Source organism: Streptomyces sp. NBC_01622 (assembly GCF_045209635.1).
GTDB lineage: Bacteria > Actinomycetota > Actinomycetes > Streptomycetales > Streptomycetaceae > Streptomyces.
Map to the genome: position 1 here is coordinate 6,601,275 of NZ_CP109293.1, position 15,609 is coordinate 6,616,883.

At 69.5% G+C, this 15,609-nt stretch carries 17 protein-coding genes; 12 read left to right on the forward strand and 5 right to left on the reverse strand.

The genetic code is table 11. The features are described from left to right. From OH768_RS30425 to OH768_RS30435, 3 genes are read left to right on the forward strand one after another with little or no spacing between them, the layout of a single operon-like run. On the forward strand, window positions 1–1,290 hold the full coding sequence (locus tag OH768_RS30425; protein ID WP_406458888.1) for a WXG100 family type VII secretion target: 1,290 nt from the start codon (window positions 1–3) through the stop codon (window positions 1,288–1,290). Beyond that, window positions 1,268–1,804, forward strand: coding sequence for a hypothetical protein (locus tag OH768_RS30430; protein ID WP_406458890.1), 537 nt, complete (start codon window positions 1,268–1,270; stop codon window positions 1,802–1,804). Before OH768_RS30425 ends, OH768_RS30430 begins: the two co-directional genes overlap by 23 nt. After that, window positions 1,801–2,082 carry a hypothetical protein gene (locus OH768_RS30435; RefSeq protein ID WP_406458892.1) on the forward strand — a complete coding sequence of 94 codons (282 nt, stop codon included), beginning with the start codon at window positions 1,801–1,803 and terminating at the stop codon, window positions 2,080–2,082. Before OH768_RS30430 ends, OH768_RS30435 begins: the two co-directional genes overlap by 4 nt. Here the strand turns inward: OH768_RS30435 and OH768_RS30440 are convergent. From OH768_RS30440 to OH768_RS30450, 3 genes are all read right to left on the reverse strand, one after another. Beyond that, on the reverse strand, window positions 2,035–2,700 hold the full coding sequence (locus OH768_RS30440) for a class I SAM-dependent DNA methyltransferase (RefSeq protein WP_406458894.1): 666 nt from the start codon (window positions 2,698–2,700) through the stop codon (window positions 2,035–2,037). The genes OH768_RS30435 and OH768_RS30440 overlap by 48 nt on opposite strands. 66 nt (window positions 2,701–2,766) lie before the next feature. Then, entirely contained in the window at window positions 2,767–3,081 is a 315-nt protein-coding gene (locus tag OH768_RS30445) for an AzlD domain-containing protein (protein ID WP_406458896.1), read from the reverse strand. After that, window positions 3,078–3,773: an AzlC family ABC transporter permease gene (locus OH768_RS30450; RefSeq protein ID WP_406458898.1), complete on the reverse strand. Its 696-nt coding sequence runs from the start codon at window positions 3,771–3,773 to the stop codon at window positions 3,078–3,080. The genes OH768_RS30445 and OH768_RS30450 overlap by 4 nt, the downstream gene beginning before the upstream one ends. Window positions 3,774–3,849: 76 nt before the next feature. On the opposite strand from OH768_RS30450, the gene OH768_RS30455 reads away from it, so the two are divergent. Continuing rightward, on the forward strand, window positions 3,850–4,416 hold the full coding sequence (locus tag OH768_RS30455; protein WP_406458900.1) for a helix-turn-helix domain-containing protein: 567 nt from the start codon (window positions 3,850–3,852) through the stop codon (window positions 4,414–4,416). A gap of 121 nt (window positions 4,417–4,537) precedes the next feature. Here OH768_RS30455 and OH768_RS30460 read toward each other — a convergent pair whose 3' ends face one another. After that, window positions 4,538–4,741: a cold-shock protein gene (locus OH768_RS30460; protein WP_003992177.1), complete on the reverse strand. Its 204-nt coding sequence runs from the start codon at window positions 4,739–4,741 to the stop codon at window positions 4,538–4,540. 287 nt (window positions 4,742–5,028) lie between these two features. Between OH768_RS30460 and OH768_RS30465 the strand changes: the two genes are divergently transcribed. The 5 genes from OH768_RS30465 to OH768_RS30485 all read left to right on the forward strand — a co-directional run bounded on the left by OH768_RS30465 (window position 5,029) and on the right by OH768_RS30485 (window position 10,009). Then, window positions 5,029–5,877: a menaquinone biosynthetic enzyme MqnA/MqnD family protein gene (locus OH768_RS30465; protein WP_406458902.1), complete on the forward strand. Its 849-nt coding sequence runs from the start codon at window positions 5,029–5,031 to the stop codon at window positions 5,875–5,877. A 59-nt stretch (window positions 5,878–5,936) separates the two neighbouring features. After that, a complete protein-coding gene (locus OH768_RS30470; RefSeq protein ID WP_406465509.1) occupies window positions 5,937–7,724 on the forward strand; it encodes a protein kinase domain-containing protein in 1,788 nt (595 codons plus the stop codon). Between the two features lie 7 nt (window positions 7,725–7,731). Then, window positions 7,732–8,313, forward strand: coding sequence for a hypothetical protein (locus OH768_RS30475; protein WP_406458904.1), 582 nt, complete (start codon window positions 7,732–7,734; stop codon window positions 8,311–8,313). Window positions 8,314–8,385: 72 nt separating this feature from the next. Further along, window positions 8,386–9,585: a cyclic dehypoxanthinyl futalosine synthase gene (mqnC, locus tag OH768_RS30480; protein WP_362972868.1), complete on the forward strand. Its 1,200-nt coding sequence runs from the start codon at window positions 8,386–8,388 to the stop codon at window positions 9,583–9,585. A gap of 7 nt (window positions 9,586–9,592) precedes the next feature. Next, complete coding sequence (locus OH768_RS30485; RefSeq protein ID WP_406458906.1) at window positions 9,593–10,009, forward strand: imidazolonepropionase-like domain-containing protein; 417 nt, start codon at window positions 9,593–9,595, stop codon at window positions 10,007–10,009. Between the two features lie 77 nt (window positions 10,010–10,086). Here the strand turns inward: OH768_RS30485 and OH768_RS30490 are convergent, their stop codons facing one another. Further along, a complete protein-coding gene (locus OH768_RS30490; protein ID WP_406458908.1) occupies window positions 10,087–11,133 on the reverse strand; it encodes a chitinase in 1,047 nt (348 codons plus the stop codon). Window positions 11,134–11,534: 401 nt separating this feature from the next. Here OH768_RS30490 and OH768_RS30495 point away from each other — a divergent pair, with 401 nt between their 5' ends. The 3 genes from OH768_RS30495 to OH768_RS30505 are packed head-to-tail and all read left to right on the forward strand — an operon-like array spanning window position 11,535 to window position 15,566. Beyond that, window positions 11,535–11,843 carry a hypothetical protein gene (locus tag OH768_RS30495; protein ID WP_365308768.1) on the forward strand — a complete coding sequence of 103 codons (309 nt, stop codon included), beginning with the start codon at window positions 11,535–11,537 and terminating at the stop codon, window positions 11,841–11,843. 19 nt (window positions 11,844–11,862) lie between these two features. Then, the gene (locus tag OH768_RS30500; RefSeq protein ID WP_406458910.1) at window positions 11,863–14,265 is read left to right on the forward strand and encodes a bifunctional polysaccharide deacetylase/glycosyltransferase family 2 protein; all 2,403 of its coding nucleotides are present in this window, start codon (window positions 11,863–11,865) and stop codon (window positions 14,263–14,265) included. Further along, window positions 14,265–15,566 carry an acyltransferase gene (locus OH768_RS30505; protein WP_406458912.1) on the forward strand — a complete coding sequence of 434 codons (1,302 nt, stop codon included), beginning with the start codon at window positions 14,265–14,267 and terminating at the stop codon, window positions 15,564–15,566. Before OH768_RS30500 ends, OH768_RS30505 begins: the two co-directional genes overlap by 1 nt. Window positions 15,567–15,609 lie beyond the last annotated feature (43 nt).

Consider the following 15,609-nt stretch of genomic DNA (forward strand, 5'->3'; position numbering starts at 1 on the left):
ATGACCGACAGCTGGGTCGGCGGCGATATCGGCGGACTCCGCACGATGGCCACGACGTACAAGAACGCCAAGGACAAGCTCGACGACGTCATCACTCCACTGACACGTGCGGTGGACGCCCTGGTCGACGACGCGGGATGGAAGGGCGAGTCGGCGGAGTCCTTCCGTGCCACGTACACCGAGGACGCGGTGACCGCCGGGGCCTTCGCCGGTCTGGTGCACTCCGCCGGAGAGATCCTCGACACCCTCGCCGACGCGCTGTCTGCGTGCGAGACGGCGCTGCAGAACGCCGAACATGTCGCCACGGGCAAGGGCGTTCCGATGGGGGACAAGGGCGTGCCGCTGGCCATGGTCACGGCGAATCCGCCCAGCGCGGCGGACCAGAAGACGATCTCCGCGATGACCGAGTACGACACGGTCCGCAAGGAGGTCCTGCACACCGCCCAGCAGGCCAGGCTGGTGGCCGCGGACCGGCTCGCGGGGCTGTACGAGCAGGTGACCGCGGCGGTGCCGACCGGCGACAAGGTCACCCTCGCGGACTACCTGCGGGGTCTGTACGCGTTCGACGCCGAGGACACCCGGGTCGACGGCGCCAAGGCACGCACCAAGATCGACGACGCCAAGTCCGAGGCACAGGCAGCCAAGAAGGAACTCCGCGCGGAACGCAAGGCGTTCCGGAAGGCGGGCCGCGCACTGCCCAAGGATCTCCCGGCCAAGGGGGCCTACGCGGACGCGGTCGCCAAGGTGAGGTCCCTGGAGGACGACATTGCCGCCGCGGACAACGGCAGCACGAAGCTGCCCTACGACCGCGCCCTCAACGTCAAACTGGGGGACGCCGCGGACGCGTTGCGCACGGGCGAGAGCCTGGACAAGCTGCCGGACTTCCTCAAGGAGATCCCGGTCCTGGATGTCGCCGCAGCCGGCGCCTGCGGGCTGCTGGAGGCATCCGACGATCACGACAAGGGCTGGTCCTGGCAGCACTCGGTCGCCGTGGACGGCGGTGCCAACGTGGCGGGGCTGGTCACCGGTGCGGCCATCACGGCCGGTCTGGTGGCCGCCGCACCCTTCGAAGCGCCCGCGATCGTCGTGGCCGGGGTGGGCGGCGCGATCGTCGTCGGGGCGACCGGTGTCATCGACCACGCGTTCCACGAGCACTGGAGCGAGGACATCCACGACCACGGGGTGGTCGGTGGTGTGCTGCACGGCGCAGGCAATGTCATGACGGAGACCGGGCATGACTTCACACGACTGAAGGACGACGTCTGGCATGGCATCAAAAGCATCTTCTGAGGCCCCCGACTCTGGAACCCCGGCCCGGATTCCCGCCCTGCCCGGGCTCGGCACCACTTGGTACGAGCGAGGCGCGCGCTACTGGCTGCGCCGTGCTTCCGGGGCCCTCCTCTGGTTCGCCGTGCTGGCCTTCTTCTGCTACATCGCGCTCGTCCTCTACGGGAGTTTCCGCACCAGCCTGCCGCCGACCGTGCGCACGGTGTGGGACTGGGCGCAGGCGGTCCTGTCCTTCGTGGCCTTTGCCTGGGGGTGGCGGGTGCAGCGGCGGGACCTTCACAAGAAGCTGCTGGACCCACCGACGCCCGGCCAGGCCCGCCAGGCCAAGCGGGACGAGACCCGGCGCTCCACCGGACTGGCCGTCGCGGGCCGCGCCCTCTGGCTGGTCGCGGCACCGGTCGCCCCGGCCCTCGCGGCGGGCTGCGTCGGCTGGGTGATCGCCGCGTTCGCGGTCCGCGAATACCCCAGCGAGGTCGGCGCCCGCCGCTGGCTGCAGGAGCACCCCTCCCGAACATGATCCCCTCCGACGTCCCGAAGCTGCCCGGGCTCGGCAGGACCTGGTACAAGCGCGGCGCGGTCGCATCGTGCGGATTGGTGGTCTGGGGTTGGTTGCAACAGCGCCGGGCCATCCGCAAGAAGCTGCTGAACCCGCCAACCCCTGCCGCATGGAGCGTCGGCAGGCTGGCCGCCGCATTCGCGGTCCGCGAATATCCCAGCGAGGTCGGCGCCCGCCGAGCCATGGAAGCCTCAGCCGACCTTCACCGGCTTGCGGGCGGTAAGGAACGCCTGCGCTGACGACTCCCCGAGTTCCTCGTCCGCTTCCCGAACCGTCCGCGAGCGCACCGCGAACCCCGCCGCCTCCAGCAACTCGGCCATCCGCTCCGGTCGCCGCCGTTCGAAGTCCAGGCGTACGGGGTGACCGAAGGGCCGGTCGAGGGTGAGGGGCCGGTCGCCGGCCTGGAAGGCGAGCAGCAGGTGGCCGCCCGGTGCCAGCACGCGGCCGAACTCCGCGAAGAGGGACGGGAGTCGGTCCACAGGGGTGTGGATGGACGAGTACCAGGAGACGGCTGCCGCCAGCGTTCCGTCGGGGATGTCCAGGTCCAGCATCGAGCCCTGCCGGAAGCGCAGGCCCGGGTTCTCGCGGCGGGCGATCGCGAGCATCGAACCGGACAGGTCGAGGCCGAAGACGTCCAGACCGAGGGAGGCGAGATACGCGGTCGTCCGGCCCGGTCCGCAGCCGAGGTCCGCGACCTGTCCGCCTCCGCCACGGCTCACCAGCTCGGCGAAGGCGGCCAGCACCGTCCCGTCCCGCGGCTCGGTGAGCTCCCCGGCGAACATCTCCGCGTAGTCCTCGGCGACCGCGTCGTAGAAGGTCCGGGTGCTGGTCACGAAGTCGGCCTCAGTCGATGTCATGGCCGGGGACCCTACCGACCCCCACTGACACCGCCCGCTGACAACGCCCGTTCCACGCACCCCGGTTCAGGCCACCCCGGCCACCCGGAGCACCGCCGTCACCCCGGCCGCCCCCAGCACCACCACCACGAACGGCGCCCGCCTCCACGCCAGCACACCACCCGCCAGCACCCCGGCCGGCCGGGCCCACCCCGCGAACCCGCCGCCTTCCGTCAGCGCCCCGGTCGCCAGCAGCGCGACCAGCAGCACCACCGCCCCGGCGGACAGCAACTCCTGCACGCGGGCCGAGAGTTCGACCCGCCCGTGCAGCACCGGCCCGACCAGCCGGAAGGCATACGTCCCGACCGCCAGCGCCAGGATCACGGCCACCGTCGGGCTCACGCCGCCGCCCTCCGCCGGTACAGCACGAGTCCCACCAGGGCCAGCAGCACCGGCACGCCCGCCGGCACGCCCGGCGCCACCGTCACCGCGACCGCCACGGCCGCACCGAGCAGTGCGGCCCGCCGTACCCCCGCGTCCTTGCGCACCGCGGGAAGGGTGAGGGCCACGAGGACGGCGGGGAAGGCCGCGTCCAGGCCGTAGGCGTCGGTGTCGCCGAGTGCGCCTCCGGCGAGCGCCCCGATCAGCACCCCGGCGTTCCAGGCCGCGAAGAGGCCGAGCCCGGAGACCCAGAACGCGATCCGGCGTCGTAGCGGATCCTGCTGTGCGAGGGCGAAGGCCACCGTTTCGTCGGTCACGAGGTGCGCGCCGGCCAGCCGGGTGAGGCGGCCGCTGCCCAGGATGTCGGCCACGGCCAGGCTGTATGCGGCCGTGCGGGTGTTGAGGAGCAGGCCGGTGGCCGTCGCGGCGAGCGGGCCACCGCCGGCGAGGAGTACGCCGACCGCGCTGAACTGCGCCGAGCCCGCGTAGACGAGCAGGGACATGGCCACCGGGACCCAGACCGGCAGCCCGCCGGCCACCGCGATCGCGCCGAAGGAGACGCCCACGATGCCCCCGGCCAGCCAGACGAGGGAGGCGTCCCGGATCATTTCCCGGAGCACCGCGAGAGAGGGTGTTCGCTCTGCCGTACGCATGTTCTCTACAATGAACAGCAGAGGCTTCGTTCGTCAAGGCGAACGGTCGTACCGATGGAGCGAACATGGAGCGAACGTGACGTCCGACGTGCCACCCCGGCTCCCCCTCGACTGGATCGCCGCCGCGCTCCGGCGGGAACGCACCCGCGTCGGGCTCTCCCTCTCCGAGCTGGCCAAGCGGGCCGGTATCGCGAAGTCCACGCTGTCCCAGCTGGAGGGGGCCGGCGGGAATCCGAGCATGGAGACGATCTGGGCGCTGGCCGTCGCGCTCGGGGTGCCGTTCAGCGTGCTGGTGGAGCCGCCGGCGCCGTCCGTGCAGGTGATCCGCGCGGGGGGCGGGCCGGCCGTCCACTCCGAGCAGTCCAGCTATACGGCCACGCTGCTCTCGGCGAGCCCGCCGGGGGCGCGGCGGGACATCTACTACGTGTGGCTGGAGCCCGGGACCGTGCGGGACTCCGAACCGCACATCCCGGGGACGGTGGAGCACCTCGTCGTCAGCGCGGGGCGGGTGAAGGCCGGGCCGGGCGGCGAGACGGTGGAGCTCGGGCCCGGGGACTACATGGCGTATCGCGGGGATGTGCCGCACACCTATGAGGCGCTGGCGGCCGGGACCATGTTCGTACTGGTGATGCAGCACGTATGACGCCCTTGTGCGGGTAAAGGCAGGAGCCCCGTCGCCTTGCGGCGCGGGGCTCCTTGGGTACTGCTATCTGTTCCGGATCAAAGCACCAGGCTCCGAGACCGAATAACTACGATCGTGTGACTCAGACGGGGGTGACGTTCTCCGCCTGCGGGCCCTTCGGGCCCTGGGTCACGTCGAAGGAGACCTGCTGGTTCTCCTCCAGCGAACGGAAACCGCTCGCGTTGATCGCGGAGTAGTGAACGAAGACGTCGGGGCCGCCGCCTTCTTGGGCGATGAAGCCAAAGCCCTTTTCGGCGTTGAACCACTTCACGGTTCCGGTAGCCATAAGCCCTCCTTGGGCCCAAAGGGTTGCCCTGCTCCAGAACCCTGCAAGTGTGAAAACAAGTCCCGCACTACTGCATACGTCTGAAAACGACTAGAGCCTGCGGTTACATGCTCCGCAGGCTCTGTACTGCAAGGGAAACCAAACTGCAACTTGGCGGCGAGCCTAGCACGCGGGCAGCCGAAAGCAATAGAGGCCAAGATCACATCACCCGGACGTTTGAAGATCGCCAAAGGCTTGACTGTGGGGCCGAAGTATGGAGCGTACCTCATGAGGTCTAGCCTCGCGTTGTGGACAATTCTCGCACCCGGCCGCGCGTCGGCCACATTCAGTTCCTGAACTGCCTGCCCCTGTACTGGGGGCTCGCGAGGACAGGCACGCTTCTCGACTTCGAGCTCACCAAGGACACCCCGGAGAAGCTCAGCGAGCAGCTGGTGCGCGGAGACCTCGACATCGGGCCCATCACGCTCGTCGAGTTCCTCCGCAACGCGGACGACCTGGTCGCCTTCCCGGACATCGCCGTCGGCTGCGACGGCCCGGTGATGTCCTGCGTGATCGTCTCGCAGGTCCCGCTGGACCGGCTCGACGGCCGCCGGGTAGCCCTCGGCTCCACCTCGCGCACCTCGGTCCGCCTCGCCCAGCTCCTGCTGGCCGAGCGCTACGGCGTCCGCCCCGACTACTACACCTGCCCGCCCGACCTGAGCCTGATGATGCAGGATGCCGAGGCCGCCGTACTCATCGGTGACGCGGCGCTGCGCGCCAACCTGCTCGACGGGCCCCGCTTCGGCCTCGAAGTGCACGACCTCGGCACGCTCTGGAAGGAGTGGACCGGGCTGCCGTTCGTCTTCGCCGTGTGGGCCGCCCGCCGCGACTACCTGGAGCGCGAGCCCGTCATCACCCGCAAGGTGCACGAGGCCTTCCTCGCCTCCCGCAACCTCTCCCTGGAAGAGGTCGGCAAGGTCGCCGAACAGGCCGCCCGCTGGGAGGACTTCGACGAAGTGGTCCTGGAGCGCTACTTCACCACCCTCGACTTCCGCTTCGGCGCGCCCCAGTTGGCCGCGGTCGCCGAGTTCGCCCGCCGTGTCGGCGCGACGACCGGCTTCCCGGCCGACGTGAAGGTGGATCTGCTCCAGCCGTAAGAAGTGGAGGGTGCGGCGCACTACCCTGCTGGAAGTCGTACGGGGGAGGGGTGGACGGCATGCAACCGCTCGGCAGCGACGAACCCACGGTCGTGGGGCCCTACCGGCTGCTCGGACGGCTCGGCTCCGGCGGGATGGGGCGGGTCTATCTCGGGCGCAGCGCGGGCGGCCGTACGGTCGCGGTCAAGATCGTGCATCCGCACTTCGCGCTCGACGAGGAGTTCCGCGCCCGCTTCCGCCGCGAGGTCGACGCCGCGCGCCGGGTGGGCGGCGCCTGGACCGCGCCCGTCCTGGACGCGGACCCGGAGGCCGCCGTGCCGTGGGTCGCCACGGCGTACGCGGCCGGTCCGTCGCTCTCCGCCGCCGTCACGGACGGCGGGCCACTGCCCACCGCTTCCGTACGGGCCCTGGGCGCGGGGCTCGCCGAGGCGCTGACGGCCGTCCACGAACTGGGGCTCGTGCACCGGGACGTCAAACCGTCCAACGTGCTCCTCACCCTCGACGGCCCCCTCCTCATCGACTTCGGGATCGCCCGCGCCACGGACGGCACCGCTTCCCTCACCTCCACCGGCGTCTCCGTCGGCTCGCCCGGTTACATGGCCCCCGAGCAGATCCTCGGGAAGGGCGCGACAGGTGCGTCGGATGTCTTCTCTCTGGGGGCCGTGCTGGTCTACGCGGCCACCGGCGAGTCGCCCTTCCCCGGTGACTCCTCGGCCGCGCTGCTCTACAAGGTCGTCCACGAGGAACCCGAACTGGGGGACATGGGGGGCGAGTTGCGGGAGTTGGCCATGGCCTGTCTCGCCAAGGACCCCGCCTCGCGGCCGAGTCCGGGCGAGGTGTCCGGGCGGCTCGCGCCGGAAGGGGCCGCGCGGCTGGTCGCCGGTGGCTGGCTGCCGGGGGCGCTGGTCGAGCAGGTCAGCCGAAGTGCCGTACAGCTGCTGAATCTTGAGGCGGCGGGGGTGGCCGAGGGAGTGCCGTCGGGGCCGGTGGCGTTCAGCAGTCCCTCGGTGGGGGCGGGGGTCGGCACCGCCGAGGCCGGGGCGTTCGGGCCGGCGCCGGTGATGCCGAAGCAGCCCGTGGGGTCGCCCGTGGGGCCGCCCACTTTTGTGCCCGAGCCTCGCGACGCGCCCCCGCACGACGGCCTGCCCCTGAACGACACCGTCCCGCCGGACTCCGGCAAGCGGCCTGGGAAGTTCTCCGTGTCCGTCGCCGCCACGACGGCTCCGGGCGCGGACGGGCGGGGGCGCAGGGTCGGTTGCACGGTGGCCCTGGCCGTCGCCGGAGCGCTCGCGGTGGCAACCCTGGTGCCGGTCTTCCTTTACTGGATCCAGCCGGGCGACAAGGGCACGGACAACTCCGCGGGCTCGGCCCCCACCGCGACCTCGACCGGCGGGCCGGGCAACGGATCCAGCCCTGAGCCGAGCGGCGCGGCGAGCACCGCGTCCAGCAAGGAGCCGAGCGGCGGGCCGAGTTCACCCGTGCCCACCCCGCTGCAGTCCATCCCCGACGCCTACCTCGGCACCTGGCAGGGCGAGGGCACCGCCCTCGGCGGCACGCTCCCCGACGGGAGCTTCCGGATCACGATCGCCAAGGTGGGCGTGGGGCAGCGGTTGGGCATCCTCCGCCAGACCGACCAGCTCGGCGGCGTCTGCGACGACATACTGACCCTGAAGCAGGTGACGAAGACCCAACTCGTCGCCTCGGCCGCCGGTGCGCAGTCGAACCGCAGCGTGTGCAACCAGGATGCCCACACGGTCACCCTCACCCCCGTCGGTGACGACCTCAAGTACACGTCGGACAGCTCCGCCGAGGGCTCCCCGACCGCACGGCTGTCCAAGGCCGAGTAGCCGCCGCATGGACTACGACCATGTCCTCATCGCCCTCGCGGGGGTGTGGGGCGCCGGTGCGGGCGCGGTGGTCGCGCGGGCCGGGCGGCGCGGTGCCGGTACCGCGCTCCTCGTGGTCCTCGTGTGCGTCGCCCTCGCCGTCGCCACCGGGATCAGGCCCGAGCTGGCGGTCTGGCTGCTGCTCGCGCCGGTCGCGCTCCTGCCCGCCGTCACCGACCTGGCGCTCCCCGTCACGGGCGTCGCCCTCGCCCTCCTCGGTGTCGTGCGTTTCCTGCCCGAGCACGCCGGTCACTGGACGACCGCACTGCTCGGGGCGCTCGCGCTCGGCGCCGGGTACTACGGGCTGTCCCGCCTCGACCCCGGCGGCGGTGGCCTCGGCGCCGGGGAGGTGAAACTCGCGGTCGGGGCGGGGGCCGTGCTCGGGTGGTACGGGTGGCCGACGCTGATGCTGGGCGCGTTCGCGGGGTTTCTGCTGCGGGCTGTGTACGGGGCTGTCCCCGGTGGGAGAGGGCGGACCGGCGTCCGGTTCGGGCCGTTTCTGCTCGCCGGTGCCTTCCTCGGGCTGCTGGTCGGGGCGTACACGGCCTGAGGTCGGTTCGGGAATTCTGCTGGCGTAGGCTGGCAAGGTCCGTCCGCAACCCTTGACGAAAGGGACCTCCCGGTGACCGAGAAGGCCGAGCTTCAGTCCGTCCTCGACCGTGCCGCCGAGGGCGGGCGCATCACCCCCGAAGAGGCGCTCGACCTCTACCGCGACGCCCCGCTGCACGCGCTCGGCGCCGCCGCCGACGCCGTACGCAAGCGGCGGTACGCGGGTACGGAGCACATCGCGACGTACATCATCGAGCGGAACATTAACTACACGAACGTGTGCGTCACGGCGTGCAAGTTCTGCGCCTTCTACGCCGCGCCCAAGGACACCGCCAAGGGCTGGACGCGTGACCTCGACGACATCCTGCGCCGCTGCGCGGAGACCGTCGAACTGGGCGGCACGCAGATCATGTTCCAGGGCGGACACCACCCGGACTTCGGCGTCGAGTACTACGAGAAGCACTTCGCCGCGATCAAGGCCGCGTACCCCCAGCTGGTCATCCACTCCCTCGGCGCGTCCGAGGTCGAGCACATGGCCCGGATCTCGAAGGTCTCCGTCGAGGAGGCCATCTCGCGCATCCACGCGGCCGGTCTCGACTCCTTCGCCGGCGCGGGTGCGGAGCTGCTGCCCGCCCGCCCGCGCAAGGCGATCGCCCCGCTCAAGGAGTCCGGCGAGCGCTGGCTGGAGATCATGGAGGCGGCGCACAACCTGGGTGTCGAGTCCACGTCGACCATGCTCATGGGCACCGGCGAAACCAACGCCGAGCGCATCGAGCACCTGCGGATGATCCGTGACGTACAGGACCGGACGGGCGGCTTCCGGGCCTTCATCCCGTACACCTACCAGCCCGAGAACAACCACCTCAAGGGCCGCACGCAGGCCACGCTCTTCGAGTACCTGCGCATGATCGCCATCGCGCGCCTCTTCATGGACAACGTCGCCCACATCCAGGGCAGTTGGCTCACCACCGGCAAGGAGGTCGGCCAACTCTCCCTGCACTACGGCGCGGACGACCTCGGCTCGATCATGCTGGAGGAGAACGTCGTCTCCAGCGCCGGCGCCAAGCACCGCTCCAACCGCCTGGAGATCATCGACCTGATCCGCAAGGCGGGCCGCGTCCCGGCCCAGCGCACCACCACCTACGAGCACATCGTCGTCCACGACGACCCGGCGAACGACCCCGTCGACGAGCGGGTCATGTCCCACATCTCGTCCACGGCGATCGAAGGCGGCACGGCCCACCCCGAGTTGAAGCTCCTGTCCGCCAACTAGGGCTGCTGTGCTGACGATTCACACTGCGGACGAGGGCGGGGCCGTCGCCGTCGAGGGCGCCCGGATCGCGGGTGTCGGGACACTGGCGGAGATCCAGGACCGCTTTCCCGGCGCACGGGTGCGGAGCTGGCCGGGCGTCCTGGGCCCGGCCCGCGTCCACGAGGGCCCGCTTCCGGACGCCCCGAGCCCACGGGAGCGGATCCACGCCGTACTGAAGACGGGGGCGACCGCCGTCCTGGCGGAACACGTCGACTCACCCGAACTCCGGGCGGCGGCGGAGCGGAACGATGTGGTGATCCTCGCCGCCCCAGGTCCCACAACTCCGGCCGACCGAGCCGACCGCGCCGACCTCGCTGTCTTCGACGAGGCCGGCGAGTGCATCGCAACGGTGTGTGCAGGGCGGTTGGTTCACAGACGCCGCTAGGCGCAGCTCTTTCAGGGGCGCGGGGCTGCGACATTGTGCGGCTCCGCCGCGTGGGCGCGCCCAGCCACAACCAACCGTCACCCGGCAAACGCTTCCCCGAACGCTCCCGAACCCTGCGTCACCCCACTGCAATCGGTAGCAGCGTCATCATTCGAACTCCCGCTCTCACACTGCTGATCCCGAAATGTCGACCACATGGAAACCCACGCGATCTCCTTCTCCTCGGCGAACGTCCGCACCTGCGCGGCGTCCGACAGCGAAAACGTCTCCCCCGACACATCGTTCACCCCGATCATCGAGGTGAGCGCCATCCCCTGCCACGCCCCGGCGTCCGAAATACCGAACACCTTCTTCAACTGGGTGTGCGTGGCCGTGGCAGACGTGATCGCGTAGTCGCCCATGTCCTTGGTGTACGACTCGCCGTAGTTCATCGTCATGATGTTGACCGTGGAGACGGCGACCGCGTTGTCGTTCGCGGACTCCAGCAGCGCCAGGCTGTCGGAGTCGAGACCGGACGGCATCACGGGCAGCGTGAAGGACACCTTGAGGTCGGTGCGTTCCTTCTGGAGCACGGCTATCGCCTTGGAACGCAGGGCGACCGACGCCGAGTCGGTGAGCGCGTCGCCCTCGATGTCGAAGTCGGCCTGCGTCGAACCCGCCGCGTCCAGCGCCTCGCCGTACGCCTTCGCGAGCGCGGTCACACTCGTGCAGGTCTCCGCCAGCTCCTTCCCGGAGGCCCCGCCGAAGGAGACCCGGACAGTGGCGCCGGACGTCTTGAGCGCCGTGATCCTGGACTTCACGGCCGCGTTGCCGATCGCGGTCGTACCGTTCCACTTCGGCGTGCAGCTGCTGCCGGAGGCGATCGCGAAGGCGAGGTTGTACGTCGTCGGGGACCCCGTGCCGTCCATGCCGGAGGCGGTGGTGACGCTGACGTACGGGGCGTAGGACGTGCTCGACGAAGACTCCGAAGGCGTCGAAGAGGCGCTTTCGGAGGGGGTGCTACTGCCCTTCTCCGTCGCTTTGGGTGCCGCATCCGACGAGTCACCGGAACTGGAGGAGCAGCCGGTGACCGCGAGGGCAAACAAGCAGGTGAGCCCGGCCGCCGGTTTCAGGAAACTCCTCATTGAGCATGCACCCTTTCCGTCTCGGGACGGTGATTTCTGTCTCAGGATGGAAACAGAGTCGGTTTCCGAAGCCTAAATGAAGCACATGGGGCTGTGTCTTACGAAGACAGAGGAAACATAGGAAACCCACGGGTACCGTTGCTCGAATCGGTCAAGTCGGGCGACGAAGTGGAAGATTGAGGACACTACCGACACCGGCCGTTCATAAGGCATTTCCTGGGTTCTCTAAGGAAAGGCACAGGTTGCGGCATTTTTCTTGGCGGGCTCACAAGAGAACCAGAGTTTTGGTCACATAAAGGCGGCCTAATGTCTGGGGAATGCAATCCGAGTCCGCCATCGATAACCACGCCTCTGCGCGCGGTCGCCGCCGCAAAGCCGGCAACGGGGCCGCAGAAGGCCCCGTGTTCGTTGACAACTCCGGCCGCCGGTCAAAGGTGCTGCGCCGGATCGGCCTCCTCATGGGCACCGTCTGCCTGGGGTACGCGTTCGTACTCGGCATGGCGTTCATGGGCTGGGGCATCTCGCTCAACCCCTCCTCGCTGCTGCCCTTCGGCGGCGGCCAGGCCGGTTCCGCTCCCGGCGGTGGCTACGGCCCCAACGGCGGCAGAGGCGGCGTAGCGCCCTCCGGTGTTCCGACCGGCGCTCCGACCGACATCCCCTCGGGCGCCCCCACGGGTGCGGCCCCGTCCTCCTCAGCCACCGCACACTGACCGGAGCGCCACCGCAGCCATGACTACGACGACTCCCTCGCGTGGGCGCCGACGCGCCCCCACTCGGATGGAGCGCGCGGCCGGCAAGGCCGCCGCGCTCCAACGGCCCCGAGTGATCCTCGCCCTGCTGCTTCTTCTCGGCCTCACGTGCGTGATGCTGCTCGACGGCTACCTGCGCGCGGAAGTCGGCGGCGACCAGCGCGTCCGGGACGGCGCGAGCGCCAGCAAGGTCCCCGACAAGGTGCTCAACGGCGGCCCGATCCTGACCTTCCGGGGCGGCAAGCCGGTCACCCAGACCATCCCGAAGAAGACGATCGTCCTCACCTTCGACGACGGCCCGAACCCCACCTACACGCCCACGGTCCTGAAGATCCTCAAGAAGTACGACGTGCCGGGCACGTTCTTCCTGGTGGGTTCGATGGTCTCGCGCTACCCGAGCATCGTGAAGCAGATGGTCGCGCAGGGCGAAGAGGTGGGCATCCACACCTTCACCCACGTCGACTTGTCCTACCAGAGCGACGCCCGTATCAAGCGGGAGATGGAACAGACGCAGCTCGCGCTCGCGGGCGCGGCCGGCATCACGACGACGCTGTTCCGCGCGCCGTACTCCTCGGAGACGGACGCCATCGACAACTACAGCTACCCCGTCTACAAGAAGCTCGGCGCCTCCGGCTACACCAGCGTCTTCGTCGACACCGACAGCGACGACTGGAAGCAGCCCGGTGTCGCGAAGATCATCAAGTGGGCGACGCCGTCCGGGACTTCGGGTTCCTCGGTGCTCTTCCACGACGCCGGTGGTGTGCGCTCGCAGACCATGAAGGCGCTGCCCACGTACATCGAGAAGATGAAGGCGAAGGGCTACACGTTCACCACCGTGAGCGGCGCCATCGCCAAGAACACCTCCGCCGAGCGGGCGGCGAACGGCACGGGGGCGGGCGCGGGCACGGGTGCCGCCGCCGGGACGAGCACCGGCACCGTCGAGGCCGGCGCGCAGCCGTCCGCGGCACCTTCCGGAGCTCCCGGCACCACCACCCCCGGCGGCGGCCAGACGGTCGGCTCGGCTGTCGGCGGCGGCACGGGCGGCACCCAGAACGGCACCCGCACGATCTCCATCCAGCAGGGTGCCCACCGCGAGGCGACCGGCATGACCCTCTACGAGGGCAAGGCGCTCATCTACGCCGTCATGGTCGCCGAGTGGGTGGTGCCGGGACTCGCGGCGGGCCTCACCGTTGTCGGCGTCGCCGTGATGAGCCGGTTCGGGATGATGCTGATCCTCGCCCGGCGCCACTACAGACAGCGCAACAAACGCCGGTTCAGCTGGGGTCCGACCGTCACCCGCCCGGTGACGGTGATCGTCCCGGCGTACAACGAGAAGGAGTGCATCGCCAACACCCTTGAGTCGCTGGCGAAGAGCACCCATCCGATCGAGGTCATCGTCGTCGACGACGGTTCCTCGGACGGCACCTCCGAGATCGCGCGTGAGGCGGCCAGGTCGTTCGGCATGACGAACGTCCGGGTCATCCGCCAGGAGAACGCGGGCAAGCCCGCCGCCCTCAACAACGGTGTGCGCAGCGCGAGTTACGACATCGTCGTGATGATGGACGGCGACACCGTCTTCGAACCCGACACCGTACGACAGCTCGTCCAGCCCTTCGCCGACCCCGAGGTCGGCGCGGTCGCGGGCAACGCCAAGGTCGGCAACCGCAACACGGTCATCGGCGCCTGGCAGCACATCGAGTACGTGATGGGCTTCAACCTCGACCGCCGCATGTACGACCTGCTGCGCTGCATGCCCACCATCCCGGGCGCGATCGGCGCGTTCCGCCGCGACGCGGTACTGCAGGTCGGCGGTATGAGCGAGGACACCCTCGCCGAGGACACGGACATCACCATCGCCATGCACCGCGAGGGCTGGCGGGTCGTGTACCAGGAGCACGCCAGGGCCTGGACCGAGGCCCCGGCCTCCCTGAAGCAGCTGTGGTCGCAGCGCTACCGCTGGTCCTACGGCACCATGCAGGCCCTGTGGAAGCACCGCAAGTCCCTTACGGACAAGGGTCCTTCGGGCCGCTTCGGCCGGGTCGGCATGCCCCTGGTGGTCATCTTCCAGATCATCACGCCGGTCTTCGCCCCGCTGATCGACGTCTTCACCGTCTACTCGATGATCTTCGTCGACTTCTGGGCGTCCCTCGCGATGTGGTTCGCGGTCCTCGGCATCCAACTCCTGTGTGCGGCCTACGCGTTCAGGCTGGACCGGGAGAAGTACCGCTACCTGCTGATGATGCCGCTGCAGCAACTGGCCTACCGCCAGATGATGTACCTGGTCCTCATCCACTCCAGCATCACCGCCCTGACCGGCGGCCGGCTGCGCTGGCAGAAACTCAAGCGCACCGGCGAGGTCGGCACACCGGCGGGGGCGAGCTGATGACCTGGGAGCAGCAACAGGGATACGGCGGGTACGGCCAGCCCCAGCAACCTCAATACCCCCAACAGCCTTACGGCTACGACGGATACGGCCAGCCGCAGCAGCCGTACCCGTATCAACAGCAGGAACAGCCTCCGCAGTACGTCGACTACGGGCCGCCGGTGTACGCCACGGCACCTCTTCCCGTCGTAGAACCGGAGTTGGAGCCGGAGCCCGAGCCGGTTGCCGAGGAGGTGGTCGAGGAGACCGCGCCCGCGCCCAAACCGGTCGGCCGTGACCGGTACTTCGACACCCTGCGGGCCGTCGCGCTGATCCGGGTGGTGACCTACCACACCTTCGGGTGGGCCTGGTGCGGGATGGTGTTCCCCTCCATGGGGATCATGTTCGGGCTGGCCGGGACGCTGATGGCGAAGTCGCTGGAGCGGCCCGCGTTCAAGGTGGTCAAGAGCCGGATGCGGAGGCTGCTGCCGCCGTTCTGGTTCTGGGGCTTCTTCGTGGTCGTGGCGATGATGATCCACGACTGGATGCCGGGCTGGCAGATCATCTTCTGGGTGGTGCCGGTCGGGGATCCGCCGGGCAACGCCTGGGGTCTTCAGGCCTGGGAGATCCTCTGGTACCTGCGGACCTACCTCTGGTTCGTGCTGCTCTCGCCGGCACTGCTGTGGATCTTCCGCAAGGCGCCGATCCCGGTGCTGCTGCTGACGCTGGTGCCGATCGTGGTCCTCAAGTACGTGTGGGCCGGGCCGGACAACCGCTTTGGCAACGCCCTGTGGGACCTGTCGACGTACCTCTTCTGCTGGATCCTCGGCTTCGCCCACCGCGACGGTGTGCTCCAGAAGCTGAAGCCCTTCCTGGTGGTGACCCTTTCGGTCGCCGCGATCGTGTTCGGCGGCTGGTACGCCTTCACGCACCAGGCCGAGGCCGGTACCTACGACCTGGACGAGAACCCGCTCGCCCAGACCTACTGGTCCGCCGGTTACGTCATGCTGCTGATGTGGGCCAAGGCCTACTTCAACATCGACTTCGCCTGGCTGACCCGCTTCAAGCGGCTCGACCGGGTCGTCACGATCTTCAACTCCCGGGCCGTGACGATCTATCTCTGGCACGAGATCGCACTCGTGCTGGCGGTGCCGCTGACCGACCAGTTCTGGAAGGTGCCCGCCTTCGAGAAGTGGCTGCCGCTGGAGAGCCAGTGGTTCATGTTCGGCATCGGCTGGATTCTCATCGCCGTCTTCATCGTGCTGTGCGGCTGGGTGGAGGACGTGGCGGCGAAGAAGAAACCGAGACTCCTGCCGTCGTGAAGTCTCTGGGCTCATGGGCCGGGCGCCTTCGGGGTGTCCGGCC

Excerpts from the sequence above, each read along its gene's own strand:
- OH768_RS30500 (WP_406458910.1), top strand. The coding sequence starts at position 11,863 with ATGACTACGACGACTCCCTCGCGTGGGCGCCGACGCGCCCCCACTCGG.
- OH768_RS30450 (WP_406458898.1), bottom strand. The coding sequence starts at position 3,773 with ATGCGTACGGCAGAGCGAACACCCTCTCTCGCGGTGCTCCGGGAAATG.
- OH768_RS30505 (WP_406458912.1), top strand. The coding sequence starts at position 14,265 with ATGACCTGGGAGCAGCAACAGGGATACGGCGGGTACGGCCAGCCCCAG.
- OH768_RS30425 (WP_406458888.1), top strand. The coding sequence starts at position 1 with ATGACCGACAGCTGGGTCGGCGGCGATATCGGCGGACTCCGCACGATG.
- OH768_RS30435 (WP_406458892.1), top strand. The coding sequence starts at position 1,801 with ATGATCCCCTCCGACGTCCCGAAGCTGCCCGGGCTCGGCAGGACCTGG.
- OH768_RS30440 (WP_406458894.1), bottom strand. The coding sequence starts at position 2,700 with ATGACATCGACTGAGGCCGACTTCGTGACCAGCACCCGGACCTTCTAC.
- OH768_RS30430 (WP_406458890.1), top strand. The coding sequence starts at position 1,268 with ATGGCATCAAAAGCATCTTCTGAGGCCCCCGACTCTGGAACCCCGGCC.
- OH768_RS30470 (WP_406465509.1), top strand. The coding sequence starts at position 5,937 with ATGCAACCGCTCGGCAGCGACGAACCCACGGTCGTGGGGCCCTACCGG.
- OH768_RS30475 (WP_406458904.1), top strand. The coding sequence starts at position 7,732 with ATGGACTACGACCATGTCCTCATCGCCCTCGCGGGGGTGTGGGGCGCC.
- OH768_RS30460 (WP_003992177.1), bottom strand. The coding sequence starts at position 4,741 with ATGGCTACCGGAACCGTGAAGTGGTTCAACGCCGAAAAGGGCTTTGGC.
- OH768_RS30490 (WP_406458908.1), bottom strand. The coding sequence starts at position 11,133 with ATGAGGAGTTTCCTGAAACCGGCGGCCGGGCTCACCTGCTTGTTTGCC.